The sequence below is a fragment of the Vibrio sp. 1151_11 genome (assembly GCF_029478525.1).
Lineage (GTDB): Bacteria > Pseudomonadota > Gammaproteobacteria > Enterobacterales > Vibrionaceae > Vibrio > Vibrio anguillarum.
The window spans coordinates 12,302-32,256 of the sequence record NZ_SHMN01000025.1 but is presented as its reverse complement, the minus strand read 5'-3'; the positions used below and the strand labels follow the sequence as shown (position 1 = coordinate 32,256).

16 protein-coding genes are annotated in these 19,955 nt (G+C 45.7%); 9 read left to right on the top strand and 7 right to left on the bottom strand.

The genetic code is table 11. The annotated features are described in order from the left end of the window. Nucleotides 1–58 precede the first annotated feature (58 nt). The 4 genes from ileS to ispH all read left to right on the top strand — a co-directional run bounded on the left by ileS (nucleotide 59) and on the right by ispH (nucleotide 5,033). Nucleotides 59–2,917: an isoleucine--tRNA ligase gene (gene ileS, locus EXZ60_RS15785; protein WP_088728646.1), complete on the top strand. Its 2,859-nt coding sequence runs from the start codon at nucleotides 59–61 to the stop codon at nucleotides 2,915–2,917. Between the two features lie 17 nt (nucleotides 2,918–2,934). After that, a complete protein-coding gene (lspA, locus tag EXZ60_RS15780; RefSeq protein ID WP_026028078.1) occupies nucleotides 2,935–3,444 on the top strand; it encodes a signal peptidase II in 510 nt (169 codons plus the stop codon). Nucleotides 3,445–3,612: 168 nt separating this feature from the next. After that, nucleotides 3,613–4,044, top strand: a complete 432-nt coding sequence (gene fkpB, locus EXZ60_RS15775; RefSeq protein ID WP_013857554.1) for an FKBP-type peptidyl-prolyl cis-trans isomerase — start codon at nucleotides 3,613–3,615, stop codon at nucleotides 4,042–4,044. A gap of 26 nt (nucleotides 4,045–4,070) precedes the next feature. Next, the gene (gene ispH, locus EXZ60_RS15770) at nucleotides 4,071–5,033 is read left to right on the top strand and encodes a 4-hydroxy-3-methylbut-2-enyl diphosphate reductase (RefSeq protein ID WP_013857553.1); all 963 of its coding nucleotides are present in this window, start codon (nucleotides 4,071–4,073) and stop codon (nucleotides 5,031–5,033) included. A 95-nt stretch (nucleotides 5,034–5,128) separates the two neighbouring features. Here the strand turns inward: ispH and EXZ60_RS15765 are convergent, their stop codons facing one another. Next, the gene (locus EXZ60_RS15765; RefSeq protein ID WP_017043277.1) at nucleotides 5,129–6,613 is read right to left on the bottom strand and encodes a carbon starvation protein A; all 1,485 of its coding nucleotides are present in this window, start codon (nucleotides 6,611–6,613) and stop codon (nucleotides 5,129–5,131) included. A gap of 243 nt (nucleotides 6,614–6,856) precedes the next feature. On the opposite strand from EXZ60_RS15765, the gene EXZ60_RS15760 reads away from it, so the two are divergent. Then, nucleotides 6,857–7,198 (top strand): DUF2799 domain-containing protein, encoded by a 342-nt coding sequence (locus EXZ60_RS15760; protein ID WP_026027448.1) that lies wholly within the window; start codon nucleotides 6,857–6,859, stop codon nucleotides 7,196–7,198. A 30-nt stretch (nucleotides 7,199–7,228) separates the two neighbouring features. On the opposite strand, the gene murQ is transcribed toward EXZ60_RS15760, so the two are convergent. After that, nucleotides 7,229–8,146: an N-acetylmuramic acid 6-phosphate etherase gene (gene murQ / locus EXZ60_RS15755; RefSeq protein ID WP_088720928.1), complete on the bottom strand. Its 918-nt coding sequence runs from the start codon at nucleotides 8,144–8,146 to the stop codon at nucleotides 7,229–7,231. 15 nt (nucleotides 8,147–8,161) lie between these two features. Further along, entirely contained in the window at nucleotides 8,162–9,274 is a 1,113-nt protein-coding gene (locus EXZ60_RS15750; protein ID WP_164996751.1) for an anhydro-N-acetylmuramic acid kinase, read from the bottom strand. Nucleotides 9,275–9,372: 98 nt separating this feature from the next. On the opposite strand from EXZ60_RS15750, the gene nagZ reads away from it, so the two are divergent. Then, nucleotides 9,373–10,359 carry a beta-N-acetylhexosaminidase gene (gene nagZ, locus EXZ60_RS15745; protein WP_038220500.1) on the top strand — a complete coding sequence of 329 codons (987 nt, stop codon included), beginning with the start codon at nucleotides 9,373–9,375 and terminating at the stop codon, nucleotides 10,357–10,359. A gap of 54 nt (nucleotides 10,360–10,413) precedes the next feature. Here nagZ and btsR read toward each other — a convergent pair whose 3' ends face one another. Then, a complete protein-coding gene (gene btsR / locus EXZ60_RS15740; protein WP_017046291.1) occupies nucleotides 10,414–11,130 on the bottom strand; it encodes a two-component system response regulator BtsR in 717 nt (238 codons plus the stop codon). Between the two features lie 9 nt (nucleotides 11,131–11,139). Beyond that, a complete protein-coding gene (locus EXZ60_RS15735; protein WP_088720932.1) occupies nucleotides 11,140–12,819 on the bottom strand; it encodes a sensor histidine kinase in 1,680 nt (559 codons plus the stop codon). A 375-nt stretch (nucleotides 12,820–13,194) separates the two neighbouring features. Between EXZ60_RS15735 and EXZ60_RS15730 the strand changes: the two genes are divergently transcribed. Next, nucleotides 13,195–14,274 carry a 3-deoxy-7-phosphoheptulonate synthase gene (locus EXZ60_RS15730; RefSeq protein WP_277435940.1) on the top strand — a complete coding sequence of 360 codons (1,080 nt, stop codon included), beginning with the start codon at nucleotides 13,195–13,197 and terminating at the stop codon, nucleotides 14,272–14,274. Nucleotides 14,275–14,285: 11 nt separating this feature from the next. Beyond that, nucleotides 14,286–15,413, top strand: a complete 1,128-nt coding sequence (gene tyrA / locus EXZ60_RS15725; protein WP_017043283.1) for a bifunctional chorismate mutase/prephenate dehydrogenase — start codon at nucleotides 14,286–14,288, stop codon at nucleotides 15,411–15,413. A gap of 45 nt (nucleotides 15,414–15,458) precedes the next feature. On the opposite strand, the gene EXZ60_RS15720 is transcribed toward tyrA, so the two are convergent. Together EXZ60_RS15720 and ettA are read right to left on the bottom strand one after the other, a co-directional pair. Beyond that, the gene (locus tag EXZ60_RS15720) at nucleotides 15,459–15,836 is read right to left on the bottom strand and encodes a PilZ domain-containing protein (protein ID WP_013857542.1); all 378 of its coding nucleotides are present in this window, start codon (nucleotides 15,834–15,836) and stop codon (nucleotides 15,459–15,461) included. A gap of 190 nt (nucleotides 15,837–16,026) precedes the next feature. After that, nucleotides 16,027–17,694 (bottom strand): energy-dependent translational throttle protein EttA, encoded by a 1,668-nt coding sequence (gene ettA / locus EXZ60_RS15715; RefSeq protein ID WP_010319161.1) that lies wholly within the window; start codon nucleotides 17,692–17,694, stop codon nucleotides 16,027–16,029. 259 nt (nucleotides 17,695–17,953) lie between these two features. Here ettA and EXZ60_RS15710 point away from each other — a divergent pair, with 259 nt between their 5' ends. Beyond that, nucleotides 17,954–19,903 (top strand): transglycosylase SLT domain-containing protein, encoded by a 1,950-nt coding sequence (locus EXZ60_RS15710; RefSeq protein ID WP_277435939.1) that lies wholly within the window; start codon nucleotides 17,954–17,956, stop codon nucleotides 19,901–19,903. The last annotated feature ends 52 nt before the right edge of the window (nucleotides 19,904–19,955 follow it).

Below are 19,955 nucleotides of genomic sequence, written 5' to 3'. Positions count from 1 at the left end.
TTATTCCACCGATTAATATCATGTCTAACGTCGCCCAATATAACGGAATTAAGAATCGATGAGTGATTATAAAGATACCCTGAACCTACCTGAAACAGGGTTTCCAATGCGTGGCGATCTGGCTAAACGTGAGCCAGAAATGTTAAAGCGTTGGTATCAAGAAGATCTTTACGGCGAAATCCGTAAAGCCAAAAAAGGCAAAAAATCTTTCGTATTGCACGATGGCCCTCCTTATGCCAACGGTGATATTCATATTGGTCACGCACTGAATAAGATTCTTAAAGACATTATTATCAAATCGAAAACCTTATCCGGTTTTGACGCGCCTTACATCCCAGGCTGGGACTGTCACGGGCTACCTATCGAATTGATGGTAGAGAAAAAAGTCGGCAAACCGGGCCAGAAAGTGACTGCGGCTGAGTTTCGTGAAAAATGCCGTGAATATGCAGCAGGTCAAGTGGAAGGCCAGAAAGAGAGCTTTAAGCGTTTGGGCATCATGGGTGAGTGGGATAAACCTTATCGCACCATGGATTTCGCCACCGAAGCGAACATTATTCGCGCATTGGGTAAAATTGCCGATAAAGGCCACCTGCTGAAAGGTTTCAAACCCGTTCACTGGTGTACTGATTGTGGTTCAGCACTGGCTGAAGCGGAAGTTGAATACAAAGACAAAGTATCCCCTTCAATTGACGTGCGATTCAAAGCGGCCGATGAAGCGGCGCTGCTTGAAAAGTTCACGCTCGCGGCTGATCACGCCGGGCACGGTGAAGTGTCGATTGTAATTTGGACAACCACACCTTGGACCTTGCCAGCTAACCGCGCAGTCTGCTTACGTGATGATCTTGAATATGTTTTGTTGCAAATTGAAGCAGACGGTGAACGCCCTGCTGAACGCATTATCGTTGCGTCAGAACTTGCAAAAAGTGTCATGGATCGTGCTGGTATCAGTCATTACCACAACCTTGGTTTTTGCCTAGGCGCAGACCTTGAACTCATGCCTTTTAATCACCCATTTTACGCATTTACTGTGCCTGCGATTTTAGGCGAGCACGTAACTACTGAATCGGGTACTGGTGTCGTTCATACTGCACCTGGTCATGGTCAAGAAGACTTCGTGGTCGGTCAGCAATACGGCCTTGAAGTAGCCAACCCTGTCGGTTCAAACGGCGTATATCTAGCAGACACCGAGCTATTTGCTGGTCAACATGTGTTTAAAGCGAATGACTCTGTACTTGAAGTACTGAAAGAAAAAGGTGCTTTGTTGCACCACCATGCCTACGAGCATAGTTATCCTCATTGCTGGCGTCATAAAACCCCAATCATTTTCCGTGCAACACCACAATGGTTTGTCTCTATGGAGCAAGCCGGTCTGCGCGCCCAAGCTCTAGAATCGATCAAGGGCGTGCAATGGATGCCGGAATGGGGTCAAAGCCGCATCGAAGCAATGATTGAAGGTCGTCCTGAATGGTGTATTTCTCGTCAGCGTACTTGGGGTGTACCGATTGCGCTATTTGTGCATAAAGAGACGGCAGAACTTCATCCTAATAGCCCTGCGCTGATTGAAACAGTGGCGCAATTGGTAGAACAAAAAGGGATTCAAGCGTGGTGGGATGTCGACACTGCTGAGATCTTGGGCGAAGAAGACGCCAAGCATTACGAAAAAGTACTCGATACACTGGATGTGTGGTTCGACTCTGGTGTGACTCACTACGCCGTTGTTGATAAGCGTGAAGAGTTCAATGGCCACGGTGCTGATCTGTACCTTGAAGGTTCAGATCAGCATCGTGGTTGGTTCCAATCTTCATTGATTTCATCGGTAGCAATGAAAGGTGCTGCGCCTTACAAACAAGTATTGACGCATGGCTTTGTGGTCGATGGTCATGGCCGCAAGATGTCAAAATCAATCGGCAACGTGGTTGCGCCAAAAGATGTCACCAATAAACTGGGTGCAGACATCCTGCGTCTATGGGTTGCATCGACTGATTACACTGGCGAAGTGGCGGTTTCTGACGAAATTCTAAAACGTTCGGCGGATGCTTATCGCCGTATCCGTAATACAGCACGTTTCTTCTTAGCCAACCTCAATGGGTTTAACCCAGCAACGGATATGGTTGCAGCAGATGAGATGGTGTCGCTGGATCGCTGGGCTGTAGGCCGTGCCTTTGCGGCGCAACAAGAAATTGTCAAAGCATATGAAGAGTATAATACGCATGGCGTGATCCAACGTTTGATGCACTTCTGCTCAATTGAAATGGGTTCGTTCTACCTTGATGTGATTAAAGATCGCCAATACACCGCTAAGCAGGGTGCACATGCACAGCGTAGCTGTCAAACGGCGCTGTATTACATCGTTGAGGCTTTGGTTCGTTGGATGGCACCGATCATGTCATTTACGGCTGATGAAATTTGGAACGAAATGCCAGCGATGCAAGCTAACGGCGAGCCGCGTGAAAAATTTGTCTTCACGGGTGAGTGGTTTGAAGGTCTGTTTGGGTTAACTGAAGGCGAAGAGTTGAACAATGAATTTTGGGCAGAGATGCAAAAAGTTCGTAGCTCGGTGAACAAGTTGCTTGAAACTGCTCGTAGTGAAAAAATCATTGGTGGCTCATTACAAGCTGAAGTGGTGCTGTTTGCTGATGACGCTTTAGTGGCTCAGTTAAACAAGCTTGAAGATGAACTGCGTTTTGTACTGCTGACATCAAAAGCGATAGTGAAGCCTCTGGCTGAGAAAAGCGATGCGGCACAAGCAACGGAAACTGCAGGTTTGTTTGTGTTGGTGAGCGCAACCGAAGCAGAGAAGTGCGATCGCTGTTGGCATCATACTCCTGACGTTGGCACTATCACTGGTCATGAAACTATTTGTGGCCGTTGTGTGTCGAACGTGGATGGTGAAGGCGAAGTTCGTAAGTTCGCTTAATAATATTGGGATTCAATATGGCAGAGCAGACGCTTACTTGGAAACAATCAGGAGTTCGCTGGCTATGGCTAGCGCTTCTGGTCTTTACCCTTGATGTCGGTATAAAGCTGATGGTCATGGATAACATGGGGTATGGTTGGGCAAATCGCATCGAAGTAATGCCTTTTTTTAACCTACTTTATGTACATAACTATGGTGCGGCATTTAGCTTTTTAGGCGATCAAGCGGGTTGGCAACGTTGGTTGTTTACCGCTATTGCCTTTGCGGTGACGGGGCTCCTCACTTACTGGATGAGTAAGCTGCCTGCGCAAGAGAAGTGGCATAATATCGCTTATGCCATGATTATTGGTGGCGCAATCGGCAACGTGTTTGATCGTATCGTGCACGGTTTTGTGGTTGATTATCTTGATTTCTACTGGGGTAATTATCACTGGCCAGCGTTTAACTTGGCTGACAGTGCCATTTGCCTTGGTGCAGCAATGATTATCCTTGATGGCTTTCGTAAAAAAGACGATGCGCACTCATAATGGCTAAAATAGTTGAATAACCCTAAGCGCTGTCTGTTGATTCAGGTGGCGCTTTTTGTTTACTCTTCATCTCTAAAAATACGGTGGTGATAGGCGTACTAAAAACGGGCATTTTTATGTCGTTATGGATGCCTTGTCTCCACACTAAAATAAATAAAGAGAAATCACGTGACGACAATAAAAGCAAACAGTGCGGTAACCCTACACTTCACCATTAAATTAAAAGATGGCTCTATTGCGGATAGCACTCATAATATGGGCAAACCAGCGAAATTGGTTATTGGTGATGGCAGTCTAAGCGACAATTTTGAGTTGTGCTTAATCGGTCTGAGTGCCGGAGAATCCAAAACCATTGAGTTAAAAGCCGAAGACGCGTTTGGTTTGTCTAACCCAGATAACATCCATCATATGGATCGCGCCAAATTTGCCGGTAATACTGAGGTGGAAGTTGGCACGATTATGGCGTTTAGTGGCCGCGATGGCTTAGAAATTCCTGGTATTATCACCGCTATTGCGGGCGATTCGGTAACGGTTGATTTTAACCACCCACTTGCAGGACAAGATGTCATTTTTGATGTTGAAATTTTGTCTGTAGAATAATTGGCAACTTGCGATAACCCTATTCAATGAGCAATGAAATGAAAATATTGTTAGCCAACCCTCGTGGTTTTTGCGCCGGTGTTGATCGTGCGATCAGCATCGTTGAACGCGCACTTGAGCTGTATCAGCCTCCGATTTATGTACGACATGAAGTGGTGCATAACCGCTTTGTGGTGGAAGGGCTGAAGCAGCGCGGGGCCATTTTTGTTGAGGACTTACACGAAGTACCTGATGACAATATTGTGATCTTTTCTGCTCATGGCGTTTCGCAAGCGGTGAGACTTGAAGCGAAAGCGCGTGCATTAACCGTGTTTGATGCCACTTGCCCTTTGGTGACTAAAGTGCATATGGAAGTGGCTCGAGCCAGTCGCCGCAGTATGGAAGTAGTGCTGATTGGCCATGCAGGTCATCCTGAAGTGGAAGGAACCATGGGCCAATACGCCAGTAAAAAAGGCGGCATGTACTTGGTTGAAAAACCGGAAGATGTTGAATCACTAAAAGCTATCGTTAAAGATCCGACTAATTTACATTATGTTAGCCAAACCACCTTGTCGGTGGATGAAACAGCCGATGTGATTGATAAATTGCGTGAAGTGTTTCCTGATATTCAGGGACCACGTAAAGATGATATCTGCTACGCGACACAAAACCGCCAAGATGCGGTGCGTCAACTTGCATTGGATGTTGATTTGGTGGTGGTGGTGGGCTCGAAAAACTCATCAAACTCTACGCGTTTAAAAGAATTGGCGGAAAAGCTCGGAACGCCGGGTTACTTGATTGATTGCCCTGAAGATATTGATCCAACGTGGTTTGATGGTAAGAAAACCGTTGGCGTCACGGCCGGCGCATCGGCACCCGAAGCATTAGTGAATCAGATCCTAGATCGAATTAAAGAGCTTGGTGCTCAATCGGTTGAAGAAGTGCTTGGACGAGAAGAGAACATGTTTTTTGAAGTGCCCAAAGAGCTGCAAATCAAGCAAATCGACTAGTCAATAAAAAGTATTTGAATTAGACGTACTAATAAAAGAAGAAGGGCTTCCAAATGGAAGCCCTTTTCTATAACGCAAGCGAAGCGTCATTCACACTATGCAGTTTCTGTGACTGCTTTCGGTTTTTCTTCATCGGTAAGTTCGATGTCGCCTTTACCTTTGGAGATTCTAATTACATATATGGTTACGGACAGTGAGAACAAAATACCGGCAATGGTTGATGCTTGCATCGGTAAGCCAAAGCCTAATGCACTGTTATTAAGAATGAAGGTGGCACAAACCGTGGTCATAAACATCGCGGGGATAGTCGCAATCCAATGCAGTTTGTTGTGGCGTAGTAAATAGGCGGAAGCGGTCCAAAGCATCATTACTGCTGTGGTTTGGTTGGCAAAACCGAAGTAGCGCCAAATAATACCGAAATCCACTTGAGTGAGAATGGCACCCAAAACAAACAGCGGCAGTGCCATGAACAAGCGATTACGCAGCGTTTTTTGTTCCATATTGAAATATTCAGCTAAGATCAAACGACTAGAGCGAAATGCAGTGTCGCCTGAGGTGATCGGTAGGATAACCACACCCAAGAAGGCGATGATGCCGCCAAACACACCTAATAAGCCAAAGGATGCGCTGTACACAACGTTACCTGGGCCGCCGTTTTTCACCGCTTCTGATAATCCTTCCAATGAGCCAAAGAAAGAGAGTGCAATCGCACACCAGATAAGTGCGATAATGCCTTCACCAATCATGGCACCGTAAAACACGAAGCGGCCATTTTTTTCATTTTCCATACAGCGAGCCATCAATGGCGACTGAGTTGCATGGAAACCAGAGATAGCACCGCAAGCAATCGTGATAAAGAGCGCTGGCCAAAGTGGTAGGTCGTTCGGGTTCATGTTGCTGAACATGTCGCTCATTTCAAAACCGCCCATCACAGTGTGTTCACTGGAAAGCGCAATCGCGGTCATTAAGCCAACCGACATAAAGATCAACAATGCGCCGAACAGTGGGTAGAAGCGGCCGATGATTTTATCGACAGGAACGATGGTGGCAAGAATGTAGTAAGCGAAAATGATCACCACCATTGAGGTCATGCTCACCGTTAGACTCGTTTGCTCGTTAATCAGATTGGTGATCATCCCCGCAGGCGCAGAAACGAAAACAACCCCCACAAGCAGTAACAGTACAATGGCAAAAATGTTCATAAAATGTTTGGCGCCATTGCCTAGGTAACGGCCGGTAATGGTAGGCACTGAAGCGCCGCCATTGCGTACCGACAACATGCCTGAAAAGTAGTCATGCACCGCACCTGCAAAAATACAGCCGACGACAATCCACAGCATTGCTGCAGGACCATAGAGTGCGCCCATGATTGGGCCGAAAATTGGGCCTACGCCAGCAATATTAAGCAATTGTACCAAGTAGACTTTTTTGGTCGACATAGGAACATAGTCCACGCCATCACTCATGGTGTGGGCCGGTGTTTTACGGTTCTCGTTAATACCAAATACTTTTTCTACAAAAGCGCCGTAGATAAAGTATCCGGCCAGTAGGGCTGCGACACAGGTAAGAAACCACATCATAGCAATTGTCCTTTATGAATGAATTAAGCTCACTGTGGATAATAAAGGGCTCTGTGACGAGAAACATCTGCTTTTCCAGTGAGCGGCACTATAGCCAGTTAAGTGGCTATTTCACACAATAAGTGGTTTAAGGCTCGTCTCATCATCTGGATCAATAATGCTTTGCTGCTGGGAGGCAATGAGTGGCATCTTACAAGCAATCTGCTAGGCTAATCGAATGAAAATAAGAACTTAAGGACAATAATGAAAAAGTTAAGTGTACTGTGCGCTGCTATATTGATGGTTGGGTGTGCGGCCTCTGATGCCGAATTAGCACAAAACGGAGATTGGCAACAAATTGGTTATCAAGATGGAGTCACAGGTCATACTCAGCGCAGCTATAAAAAGCTTTCTGAGCTGGGTTCGGTGCAACAAGCCGATTACGAAGCGGGATACGTTAAAGGGCTAAGCGAGTATTGTAACCCCAATTTCGCCTATCAAATTGGATTGTCAGGACTCTATTATGAAGGTGCGTGCGAAGGAACCGAGCAAGCACAGCGCTTTCGCATGGAATGGCAACGGGGTTGGAATGAGTTTTCTAACTGACTTTTTGATTGAGAGCCGCTAGCGGCTCTCTTATTCGCTTTCCATTGCCCGGCGAAGAAAACCATCAGACTCAGTCAATTTATCCATAGCTTCTGCATAACTTAACCCCGTCAAGTGCATCAATATCGCTACTTTTACATTGTTGTTGCTTTGGGCTAATAAGTCTTCAGCCTCAGCGCGTTCACAGTCGGTTGCTTGCATCACAATTCGCACCGCTCTGGCGATGAGTTTTCGGTTAGTGGCCTTAACATCGACCATTAAATTTTGGTAACTCTTACCAAGACGGATCATGCTAGCGGTGGTGAGCATGTTGAGTACCAGCTTCTGCGCTGTACCGGATTTTAAGCGCGTTGAACCGGTCAGAGCTTCTGGCCCAACGACAGGGCTAATGGCTATTTGCGCCAATTCTGCAATCGGGGAATCCGGGTTACATGATAGGGCAATGGTTGTCGCGCCCAAATCATTAGCATACTCCAAGGCACCAATGACATAAGGTGTGCGCCCACTAGCGGCAATGCCAACAACCACATCTTGATCCGTAAAATGAATACTTTTGAGATCTTGAATGCCGAGTTCTGCGCAATCTTCTGCCCCTTCTTTAGCACTGAACATGGCCTCTTTCCCACCGGCAATCAAACCAATCACCATCTGATCGCTAACCCCAAATGTTGGAGGGCACTCTGATGCATCAAGAACGCCTAATCGACCACTGGTTCCTGCGCCAATGTAGATTAATCGACCACCATGTTTGAATGCATAGGTAATTCGATCCACGGCTAAGGCGATCTCCGGAAGGACTTTTTCGACGGCCAGCGGAACGTGTTTATCTTGTTGATTGAGCCGTTCTACAATTTCTTGTGCTGATAGTAGGTCAATATCCATTGTGTCAGGATTGCGACCTTCGGAAATAAGGTGAGAAAGCGCAGAGAGCAGCGCGTCATTAGTCATACCATTCCTTACTTATTAATGAGCAAAATAGACCACACCCAACGAAGCGAGAGCGCTTGCTCCGGTTACTTCTGGTAGATTGCTGGGTAAATTATGCAGACGACGTTGAGCAAGCCAAGCAAAAGCCATCGCTTCCATGTAGTCACTATCCACCCCTTTATCGCTGGTGGGCATGATGCGCCAGTGTGCTAAATGGGCCTGCAGACGTTCTACCAATAGCGGGTTACGGGCGCCGCCGCCACACAGCAGCAATTCCGGCGCAGGCCCACATTGATAGTGAGCGACTTGCGTGGCGATGGTGAGTGCTGTGTATTCACAGAGTGTACGTTGCACATCTTCTGCTGCTAACGAAAACTCAGCCAATATCTGCTGAAGCCAAGGGAGATTAAACAGCTCGCGACCCGTACTTTTCGGTGCATTCAACGCAAGGTACGGCTCTTGATTGAGACGTTCGAGTAGTGGTTGGTGTACCTTTCCCGATCTCGCCCACATGCCATTATCATCAAACTTATGGCCTGTCTGTTCAAAGCACCACGCATCCATCAACATATTGCCCGGGCCCGTATCGTAGCCTAATACTTTTTGCTGCGGCCGCAGTACCGAAATATTAGCGATGCCGCCAATATTGAGTACTACAACGCTCGAATCGGTTGATTTGAAAATGGTGTCGTGAAATGCAGGGACTAATGGAGCTCCTTGGCCGCCGAACGCCATATCTTTGCGCCGAAAATCAGCCACCGTGTCGATGCCAGTTTTGCTGCTGATGATATTGGCATCACCGAGTTGCATCGTAAAAGGCGTATTACCGTTGGGTTGATGAAAAACCGTTTGGCCATGGCAGCCAATCGCGCGAATATCGCACGCTTGATAGCCTGATTGAGCCAGTAAAGCGATGACTGCATCAGCAAACAGATGGCCGAGCAAGTGGTCTAACTCGCCAATCTCTTGCACATTGGTTGATTGCCCAATACAGACATTCAGCAAACGCTGTTTGAGATCTTCTGGCATTGGGAAATCAGCGTGAGCCAATAAACGAATTTGGTTGCCATCCATTTCGACCAGCGCTGTATCGACACCATCCATGCTGGTGCCAGACATCACACCAATGTAGCGTTCAATGCTCTTCATTCGCTTCTCCTTCAACTCGAAAACAAAATCATTGTAATAGAAATTCAAAGCGAATAACCTCGTTAAATTAACTGTTTAAGTAAATTTTTGGAGTGAGCATGGGACCGTTGTGGCTAGATGTGGCAGGCTGTGAATTGAGCGCTGAAGACAAAGAGATTCTTGAGCATCCCACTGTCGGCGGGGTCATTCTTTTTGCGCGTAATTATCACGATAACGCGCAGTTGCTTGCGCTTAATAAAGCGATTCGCCACGCAGCAAAACGTCCGATTTTAATTGGTGTCGATCAAGAAGGTGGGCGAGTACAGCGTTTTCGTGATGGGTTTTCGCTGATCCCTGCCGCGCAGCAGTATGCTAAGCAGAATAATGGTGAAGCATTAGCTCGCCAAGGTGGCTGGCTGATGGCGGCGGAGTTGATTGCTCATGATATTGATCTCAGCTTTGCTCCTGTATTGGATAAAGGTCATGCGTGTAAAGCGATTGGTAATCGTGCTTTTGGCGATGATGTACAGAGCATCATTCGCCACAGTTCAGCCTATATGCAAGGCATGAAAGAGGCTGGCATGGCAACAACAGGTAAACACTTTCCCGGTCACGGTGGGGTAATCGCTGACTCGCATCTTGAGACGCCCTACGATGAGCGCAGCACGGTGATGGAAGAGGACATGGCAATATTCAAAGCGCAGATTGAAGCTGGAGTGCTCGATGCCATGATGCCTGCACATGTGATTTATCCTCACTATGATGATCAACCTGCCAGCGGTTCTGCGTTTTGGTTGAAGCAAGTACTTCGCCAGCAGTTAGGGTTCAAAGGATTAGTCTTTTCTGATGATTTAACAATGGAAGGGGCATCTGTCATGGGCGGTCCTGCCGAGCGCGCGCATCAATCGCTAGCCGCTGGATGTGACATGATTTTAGTGTGCAATCAACGCGCAGCTCAAATTGAAGTATTGGATAATTTGCCGATTTTGGATGTGCCAGCGGCTGAGTCTCTACTCAAACGTCGTGCTTTTAATCTTCCTCAACTGCAAAGTACTGAACAGTGGAAGCAAGCTTCAGAAGCGATGAAACGACTGCTTGGTGAGTAAAAAAATGGCGCTGTGCGTGAAAGCTTCAGCGCCGTTATTTTCTATTCGTTGCGGTTAGTGAAAACCCAGAACTTCTTTTAAATTTTTTAGATAACGTCGGCTGACGGGCACTTTGTGATCACTCAGGGTGATGATTTCCGCCAGCCCATTGTCCAATAATTTGATCTCTTTAATGGCCCTAGTATTGATTAAATACTGGCGGTGACAACGAACCAGTGGCGTTCTTTCTTCCAAAATTTTGAGCGTTAATTGGCTGGTGGCTCGTTGTAAATGGGTTTGCACATGAACACCACTGATGTCGCTCAAAGCAAACTCGACATCTTTGGTGGCAATGATCACAATTCTATTTAATCCAATGCAGGGAACTTGATCTAACCCTGCTGGTGATAAAATCGAAAAATCCTGCTTTTTGTGCCCTTGGCGAACTAAACGTTGCAGCGTTTTCTTTAAGCGCTCAGGGTCAACTGGCTTGAGTAGATAATCAAACGCATTTTCCTCAAACGCTTGCAGTGCATACTGATCATAAGCGGTGACAAACACCACATTGGGCATCGTATCTGGGTCAAGCATCCCTAGCAGCTCAATGCCAGTAACTTGTGGCATTTGGATGTCGAGAAACACCACGTCTGGCTTTAGCTGATTGATTTTTTTTAACCCTTCGATCGCATTACTGGCGTGACCAATCACATCAACATCGCCCGTCTCTTCTAGTAGCTCAGTCAGTTCTTCCCGAGCGAGTAGTTCGTCATCAATAACCAGTGCCGATAGCATGTTATTCCCTTAGTTAAATCCTTGATGAGGAATGAGAAAGCTCATTCGTGTGTATTGATTAGCCAATACTTCCGTTTTTAGTGCGGCTTGTTCGCCAAATTTATTAGTTAAGCGTTTATTGACAATTTGCATGCCTAAACCATCGTAATCTTCATTCGGAGCTTGGTAACTGCCCGCATTATCTTCCACTACAATTTTGTATCCTTCCGTTTGCACTTGGCTGTAGATTCGTACCCGCCCGCCTTCTAACAAGTTAGAGGTGCCGTGCTTTATCGCATTTTCTACCAGTGGCTGTAGAGTAAAACTGGGTACATTGCGCTCAAGCAGTAATGCATCATCGATGGCAATATCCACTTCAAGGCGATCGGCAAAACGCGCTTGCTCTATGGTTAAGTAAGCTTTGACATGTGCTAACTCTTCTTTAAGAGTTACGGTCTCAATATTTTGTTTGAGGTTACTACGAAAGAAGTGCGAAAGATGCTGGATAAGTTCTCGCGCTTTGTCGGGATCACGGCGGGTGATGGCACTAATGGTATTGAGCGCATTAAACAGAAAGTGAGGGTTGACTTGAGCATGCAGCAGTTTGATCTCGGCGCGAGAAAGCAGCATCTGCTTTTGTTGGTATTCGCCGTACAGAATTTGGCTCGACAGTAATTGTGCAATCCCTTCCGCCATTGACATGTTAATGGTTGAAAAAAGCTTACGCTTCGGCTCGTACAGCTTTATGGTTCCAATTACGCGATCACCTGCTCTAAGTGGAATGATTAACGCTGAACCGAGTTTGCAGTTTTTAGAGAGTGAGCATTGATAAGGGGAATCTTTTCCGTCGAGGTAAATAATGCGGTTTTTGGTGATCGCATCCAGTGTACTTTGTGATGAGATCGGCGTATTGGGTTTGTGGTGGTCATCACCGATACCGATAAACGCGAGTATTTTTTCTCTATCGGTGATGGATACCGCGCCAACATTGGTCATTTCGTAAACAATTCGAGCGACTTTACCTGCATTGTGTGGATTAAAACCGTTGGCCAAAATGCCAACTGAACGCTCAGCAATATTCAGTGCGCGACGAGAAAAGGTGGCGGAGTACTCTTCAAAAATGGTTTTTCTGTCTTGTAAAATGCTCATGAATAGCGCTGCGCCGACTGAGTTAGCGATGATCATGGGCGCGGCGATGGTCGAGACTAAGGCGTACGCATCAACAAATGGTTTAGCGACTAACAAAATCACCAACATTTGCACGATTTCAGCAAACAGTGTTACGGCAAAGACAATGCTGGGGCTAAACAGGAGTCGCCCTTTGCCCTTTCTCAGTAAATAGGTGTGCAGCAATCCACCAATCAACCCTTCTGCAGTGGTTGAAATGGCGCATGCCACATCGGTAAAACCGCCTAAAGTGTAGCGATGCATACCGCCAGTAAATCCAACCGCAAAGCCCACAATGGGGCCACCAAATAACCCACCCATAACGGCACCTATTGCCCGCGTATTGGCAATCGCATCGTTGATCTGCAAACCAAAATAGGTGCCCATGATGCAAAAGAGGGAAAACAAAACATAGGTACTGATTTTGTGGCTAATTCGACTGGAAATGTTAAGCAGTGGCAAGAAAATGGGTGTTTTGCTCAACATATAAGCGAGAACGAGGTAAACACACATCTGTTGCAGTAAGGAAAGAATTAAATCCATGTCAAAAACCCGTTGGTTTGGTGATCCCCTTTTCACTTGAAGCTACAGTAGTATTGGCTTTGTTCATTTTCCTAAGCGTAGAGTTTTCTATATACATTAGGATTTATGTACGGATGGCCAGACTGTAACACCAATCTCTTTGGGTATGATTTACGATTCATCCTCACTATTTTAGGTGAGATAGAGAGAATAAAATACGCGTCAGCTTATATTTTTCGTTTTAAGATAAGATAAATATGCGTGTAATTTTATTTTTACACGTGATGTTTTTTTAAATTTACACTTGAAATGTTTTTAAAGCCTGTTAATTTGTCTTTTATTGGTGTTTAGGTATGCAAAAAGATTTTGTGTAAACAAATAATTACAGGTGATGAGATGCAAAAAAGTGAACTAATTAACATTAATATCAGTGATGAGCAAGTGCTGATCACTCCGGAACAATTAAAAGCTAAGCTGCCGCTCAGTCATCAAGCTCGCCAGTTCATTCAACACTCTCGTCAGACAATTGCCAATATTATCCATAAAAAAGATCACCGTTTACTGGTGGTGTGCGGTCCTTGCTCTATTCATGATATTGATGCGGCAAAAGAGTACGCAAAGCGCTTGAAATCACTCTCAGAGCAGTTGAGTGATCAACTGTACATTGTCATGCGTGTTTACTTTGAAAAGCCGCGTACAACGGTTGGCTGGAAAGGGCTGATTAACGATCCTCATCTTGATGGCAGTTTTGATATCGAACATGGTTTACACGTTGGTCGTCAATTGTTAGTTGAGCTAGCGGAGATGGAGATCCCTCTGGCGACCGAAGCGCTTGATCCGATCAGCCCTCAATATTTAGCTGATACATTCAGTTGGGCGGCGATTGGTGCACGCACTACGGAATCCCAAACACACCGGGAAATGGCCAGTGGTTTGTCGATGCCGATTGGGTTTAAAAACGGCACCGATGGCAATTTAGCAACGGCAATCAATGCGATGCAGGCGGCGTCATCCAGCCACCGCTTTATGGGCATTAATAGTGAAGGGCAAGTGGCCTTACTTACCACTCAAGGCAACCCAAATGGACATGTCATTTTACGTGGCGGTAAGCAAACCAACTACGATTCAGTGTCGGTCACCGAGTGTGAGCAAGAGATGGCAAAACATAAATTGGATGCGTCGTTAATGGTGGATTGCAGCCATGCTAATTCACGTAAAGATTACCGTCGTCAGCCGTTAGTCGCTGAAGATGTGATTCATCAAATTCGTGAAGGAAATCAGTCTATTATTGGTTTGATGATTGAAAGTCACCTCAATGAAGGTAATCAATCTTCTGACCTTCCTCGCAACGAAATGGAATACGGTGTATCGATTACGGATGCCTGTATTAATTGGCCATCAACTGAGGCACTATTACGACATGCTCATCAAGAGCTCGTTCCGTTCTTAGAAAATCGCCTAAAAAAAGGTGAATAAAGGGAAGTGCCATGGCTGTTGAACTTAACGAATTACGTGATCAAATTGATGCTGTCGATAAACAAATGGTCGAGCTGCTTGCACGCCGATTAGCTTTGGTTGAAAAGGTGGGGGAAGTCAAGAGCCGACATGGTCTACCGATTTATGCTCCCGATCGAGAAGCGGCGATGCTGGCTTCTCGCCGCGCTGAAGCGGAAAGAAAAGGCGTCCCGCCACAACTGATTGAAGATATTTTGCGCCGTACTATGCGTGAATCTTATGCCAGTGAAAAGGATTCTGGCTTTAAGTGCTTAAACCCAGAGCTGCGCTCTGTGGTGATTATTGGCGGTCATGGTCAACTTGGTGGCTTATTTGGCCGTATGTTCAAACTGTCGGGCTATCAGGTGAAAGTATTAGGCAGTAAAGATTGGCATCAAGCCGATGAGATACTGCATGATGCCGGTTTGGTTGTAGTGACGGTTCCTATTCACTTAACCGTCGGTGTGATTGAAAAACTTGCTCATTTGCCTGCCGATTGTATTTTGTGCGACCTCACATCGATTAAGTCTAAGCCTCTACAGGCGATGCTTAAAACACACTCTGGCCCAGTGGTTGGATTACACCCAATGTTTGGCCCAGATGTCCCTAGTATGGCCAAGCAAGTGATCGTCTATTGCGATGGGCGAGGAGAAGAGAGTTATCAGTGGTTGCTAAAACAGTTTTCGATATGGGGAGCGAGTTTGTGCCAGATTGATGCCGCAGAACACGATCACGGCATGACCTTGATCCAAGCACTGCGTCACTTCACTTCGTTTGTATACGGTTTACATCTTTCTAAAGAAAATCCGAATATCCAAAAATTACTGCAGCTGAGTTCACCGATTTATCGTTTAGAACTGGCGATGGTTGGACGGCTTTTTGGTCAAGATCCTCACTTGTATGGCGATATCATTTTCTCATCGGAAGAGAACGTTGAGATGATAAAACGTTTTCATGCTTGTTTTGGTGAGGCGTTAACCTTACTTGACGGGCGTGAGAAGCAAGCTTTTGTGGAAAACTTTAGCAAAGTGAGTGATTGGTTTGGCAGTTATTCACAACAATTTATGCTTGAAAGTCAAAACCTGTTAAAACAAGCGAACGATGCCATTCATCGTGTTTAAGGCTGTCTGAACGGCGAGTGCGGTTGTTGTGAATACGGCCGCCGCTCATTCTTCCGGTTCATCCCCTAAATCAGACAAGTATTCCAGTTCGCGATGGAGCAAACTTTCATCACCCATGTTCAATTCAACTAAACGTTTCAAATGGCCAATACTTTCAATATCAATGTGATTGATGCTGACACGAATAATGTTGTTTTGAATGTGGATCAACTTGGCGACTAGATTAATAGTGACATCGCTGTCTGGTAGTGTGAAATGGACTTGTGCCATTTCATTGAGCACTAATTTGTCCGCGTCAGGGCATGAGAGCAATAGTCCATGCAGCGACAAATCTTGAATCGTTGTGGTGACGGTATGTTTACCTTGCAATAAGGTGGCAGGCATCTGATAGATGATGCGTGAAAAGCGACGTCTTTCAATCATGGTACTCTCTCTTGTTGAGCGTTGACCTGTGCCAGCTTCGGCTCTGTATCGATCATTGAAAAATTATACCCATTAAGTTTAGACCTAATTGAAGGCAGTGTCGCGAATCCTGCATCTTGTTGTGTGATGCGTGATGTACAAGTAACAAAAAGGCCGCAATAGATTGCGGCCAAAGACTTCAAATACAGAGTTATTTGGTCATACGCTTGTATTTAATGCGGTGTGGTTCAGCCGCTTGAGCGCCCAACGTCTGTTTTAACCACTCAGTGTATTCGCTGTAGTTGCCTTCATAGAATTTCACTTCACCTTCATCACGGTAGTCCAGAATGTGGGTCGCAATACGGTCTAGGAACCAACGGTCGTGCGAGATAACCATGGCGCAACCTGGGAATTCCAGCAGCGCTTCTTCCAATGCGCGTAGCGTTTCAACATCCAGATCGTTGGTTGGTTCGTCGAGTAATAGGACGTTGCCGCCAGCTTTAAGCAATTTGGCTAAGTGAACACGGTTGCGCTCACCACCCGATAGCTGACCGAGCACTTTTTGTTGATCGACGCCTTTGAAGTTAAAGCGAGAGCAGTAAGCACGCGCAGGAATTTCAAAATTGTTGATCTTGATAATATCCGCCCCTTCAGAGATCTCTTGGAAGACGGTATTTTTGTCGTTCATGCTGTCACGGAACTGATCAACCGAGGCTAATTTCACGGTTGCGCCCAATTCAATTTCACCAGAATCTGGTTGCTCTACGCCACTTAGCATTTTAAACAGCGTTGATTTACCCGCACCGTTAGCACCGATGATGCCGACAATCGCTCCTTTCGGCATGCTAAATGATAAATTATCAATCAGTACACGATCACCAAACGATTTGGTTAAGTTACGAACTTCCAATACTTTGTCACCTAAACGTTCGCCCGGCGGAATGAAGAGTTCGTTGGTTTCATTACGTTTTTGATGTTCAGTATTATTAAGTTCTTCAAAGCGTGCCATACGTGCTTTGGATTTTGCTTGGCGGCCTTTCGGGTTTTTACGAACCCATTCCAGCTCTTTTTCAATCGTTTTTTGACGAGCACTCTCTTGAGATGATTCTTGCTTTAAGCGTTCATCTTTCTGTTCGAGCCACGAGGTGTAGTTACCTTGCCAAGGAATGCCTTCACCGCGGTCAAGTTCTAAAATCCAACCAGCAGCATTATCAAGGAAGTAACGGTCGTGGGTGATGGCGACGACTGTGCCTGAATAGTCGACAAGGAAGTGCTCTAGCCAAGCAACAGATTCCGCGTCTAAGTGGTTGGTTGGTTCGTCAAGCAGCAGCATATCTGGCTTTTCAAGTAGCAAACGGCAGATCGCCACACGGCGGCGCTCACCACCAGACAAAACGGCGATTTTAGCATCCCATTCTGGTAGACGAAGTGCATTGGCCGCACGTTCTAAAGCGTTCTCTAAATTATGGCCATCTTTGGCTTGAATCAGAGCCTCGAGCTCACCTTGCTCTTTGGCTAACGCATCAAAATCGGCGTCGGGTTCTGCATATGCCGCATAAACAGCATCGAGGCGAGTTAGTGCGCCAGCCACATCAGAAACGGCCTCTTCCACCACTTCACGCACGGTTTTTGATTCATCCAGTACTGGTTCTTGAGGCAAGTAGCCGACTTTCAATCCTGCTTGCGGGCGTGCTTCTCCATCAATATCGGTATCGATGCCAGCCATGATACGTAACAGGGTGGATTTACCTGAACCATTGAGACCTAAAACACCGATTTTAGCTCCAGGGAAAAAGCTCAGAGAGATGTCTTTGAGAATTTGACGCTTAGGCGGGACAATTTTACTCACCCGCGACATGGTATATACGTATTCAGCCATTGCCGATTGTTCCTAATCTTAGTAACAGAAGAAAGTGGTCATTTTATACCAAAGCGATCGCATTTGTTACTAGGTACCTAATTTTTAGAGCTTAGATGGTGTTTTTCATCGATAAAAAAGTAACGAAAGATTAAGTTACTAAGTTCATATGTCGCACTTTTATGAATTTAATATTATTTACATCTATGGCCTTTACTTTTTTATCTAGAATCAGCGTAATGAAACGGAAATTCCCTTGCTTTGGATAGGACGAGAGCACATGGCGCTCATGCATTTTATAAGACTGCAGCGATTGTTATCATCAATATTAGCCTTGAGCTCCTTGGTGTGCGGCACTGCGTTTTCAGGCGCAATAGAGGACTTGGATAGTCAACGAGAGCTGTACGATCAAGCTCAGAGGTGGCTTGATGAAGATAAAGTTGATGAAGCTAAAAAAATTAGAAATAAGATCAAAAACTATCCATTGACGCCTTATCTGGATTATCGATCTCTGCTGGTCGATATTGGTAATAAACCGCCATTAGCGGTTCAGGTTTTTATCGATACACATCAAGATTTCCCGTTTTCAAACCGCATTCGAGCACCGTATCTAGATGCGTTGGCGGCGAAAGGAAAATGGGCCACCTTGCTTGATTTTCAAAAAGTGGAACCGAATGATGAGCCTTATCGCTGTCATTACTACAATGCGCATTACCAAACAGGCCAGCGAGATATTGCGTTCAAAGGCGCACAAAAACTATGGCTCAGTGGCAGTAGCATTTCTGACGCCTGTGATCCACTCTTCACCGCATGGAGTGAGCAAGGCGGGTTAACCGATGACTGGTTGCTTAAACGAATGTTATTGGCGTTTGATGGGCGTAATTTAACGCTAATGAAATACTTACAGAAAAAATTAGTTAAGCCAAAATCACAGGCGACAGCGCAAGCGATGATGGATCTCTACCGCTCGCCAGAAAATGTGCTGACTTTTGCTAAACAATACACCGATGGCACGTTTAATCAGCAGTCGATTCAATTTGCGTTAGAAAAGCTAGCACGCCAAGATGCAAAGCTTGCGCAAAGTGTGTACCAAACTCTTCTCGATCAGAAAATACTGGCGGATGCTTATCAGCGTCCTATTGCAGAATATATAGCCAGAATATTGCTCGATACCGAGGAGCAAGCACTCGCAAACTGGCGAGATAGTGTGATAGCGCAAAGCTCAAACAGTCTTTTGCTCGAGCAGAGGATCCGCAAGGCACTGACCGTTGGTCGTTGGGATGAAGTGAAATTCTGGACAGAGCAGCTCCCTGCTGATGAAAAAGCCAGCTTACGTTGGCAATATTGGCTTGGGCGCGCTGATATTGCGTTGGGTGATGAAGCCAAAGGATTACAACGTTTAAATGCGATGATTGGGCAACGTAATTTCTACAGTGTCGCGGCCGCTAATATGGTGAAACAGTCAGTAAATTATCCCAGTACATCGATTAAGCTTAATCCTAATTTATTGACGCCGTATAAAAAAGCCTTAGTACGGATCCAAGAGCTGATTGAACGAGATAAAATCGCTGCTGCAAAAAGTGAATGGAAATGGTTACTCGATCGTGCAGATACAAAAGAAAAAGAGATGCTAGCGGCCTACGCCGACTCCCAACGTTGGTATAGTTTAACTGTGACAGCCTCTATTTCGGCGCGGATGTGGGACAACATACAATTGCGTTTTCCATTAGCCCATCAATGGTGGTTTAACTTCTATGGCCAGAAACACGACATCGACCCAATTATGCTGATGTCACTTGCTCGTCAAGAAAGTGGAATGGATGTTGAGGCTCAATCGCCCGTTGGCGCTCGTGGTATCATGCAGATTATGCCGAGCACGGCTAAGTATACGGCTAAAAAATATCAGCTGACCTATAACGATGAGCAAGAGCTATATGAGGTGGGCAAAAATATCGAAATAGGCAGCCATTACTTAAATGGATTATTAGAGCAATACGGCGACAATCGAATTTTTGCATTTGCTGCCTATAACGCTGGGCCAAATCGCGTCAATCAATGGCGAGAGAAAACACAAGGCAAGTTAGATGCTTACGCTTTTATTGAAGCGATCCCTTTTCGGGAAACCCGCGGGTATGTGCAAAATATTTTGATGTTTGAGACTTACTATCGAGATTTGATGGGGATTGAAGGTGAATTTCTCAACCAAGATGAGCTCAATACAAAATATTAATTCCAATACGAAGTGAAAGTTCTACAATAGCGGAACGTATCACTTTGCGAGT

Coding starts and splice junctions, on each gene's coding strand:
- ileS (WP_088728646.1), top strand. CDS start 59: ATGAGTGATTATAAAGATACCCTGAACCTACCTGAAACAGGGTTTCCA.
- lspA (WP_026028078.1), top strand. CDS start 2,935: ATGGCAGAGCAGACGCTTACTTGGAAACAATCAGGAGTTCGCTGGCTA.
- ispH (WP_013857553.1), top strand. CDS start 4,071: ATGAGCAATGAAATGAAAATATTGTTAGCCAACCCTCGTGGTTTTTGC.
- EXZ60_RS15765 (WP_017043277.1), bottom strand. CDS start 6,613: ATGATGTGGTTTCTTACCTGTGTCGCAGCCCTACTGGCCGGATACTTT.
- EXZ60_RS15760 (WP_026027448.1), top strand. CDS start 6,857: ATGAAAAAGTTAAGTGTACTGTGCGCTGCTATATTGATGGTTGGGTGT.
- murQ (WP_088720928.1), bottom strand. CDS start 8,146: ATGACTAATGACGCGCTGCTCTCTGCGCTTTCTCACCTTATTTCCGAA.
- EXZ60_RS15750 (WP_164996751.1), bottom strand. CDS start 9,274: ATGAAGAGCATTGAACGCTACATTGGTGTGATGTCTGGCACCAGCATG.
- nagZ (WP_038220500.1), top strand. CDS start 9,373: ATGGGACCGTTGTGGCTAGATGTGGCAGGCTGTGAATTGAGCGCTGAA.
- btsR (WP_017046291.1), bottom strand. CDS start 11,130: ATGCTATCGGCACTGGTTATTGATGACGAACTACTCGCTCGGGAAGAA.
- EXZ60_RS15735 (WP_088720932.1), bottom strand. CDS start 12,819: ATGGATTTAATTCTTTCCTTACTGCAACAGATGTGTGTTTACCTCGTT.
- EXZ60_RS15730 (WP_277435940.1), top strand. CDS start 13,195: ATGCAAAAAAGTGAACTAATTAACATTAATATCAGTGATGAGCAAGTG.
- tyrA (WP_017043283.1), top strand. CDS start 14,286: ATGGCTGTTGAACTTAACGAATTACGTGATCAAATTGATGCTGTCGAT.
- EXZ60_RS15720 (WP_013857542.1), bottom strand. CDS start 15,836: ATGATTGAAAGACGTCGCTTTTCACGCATCATCTATCAGATGCCTGCC.
- ettA (WP_010319161.1), bottom strand. CDS start 17,694: ATGGCTGAATACGTATATACCATGTCGCGGGTGAGTAAAATTGTCCCG.
- EXZ60_RS15710 (WP_277435939.1), top strand. CDS start 17,954: ATGGCGCTCATGCATTTTATAAGACTGCAGCGATTGTTATCATCAATA.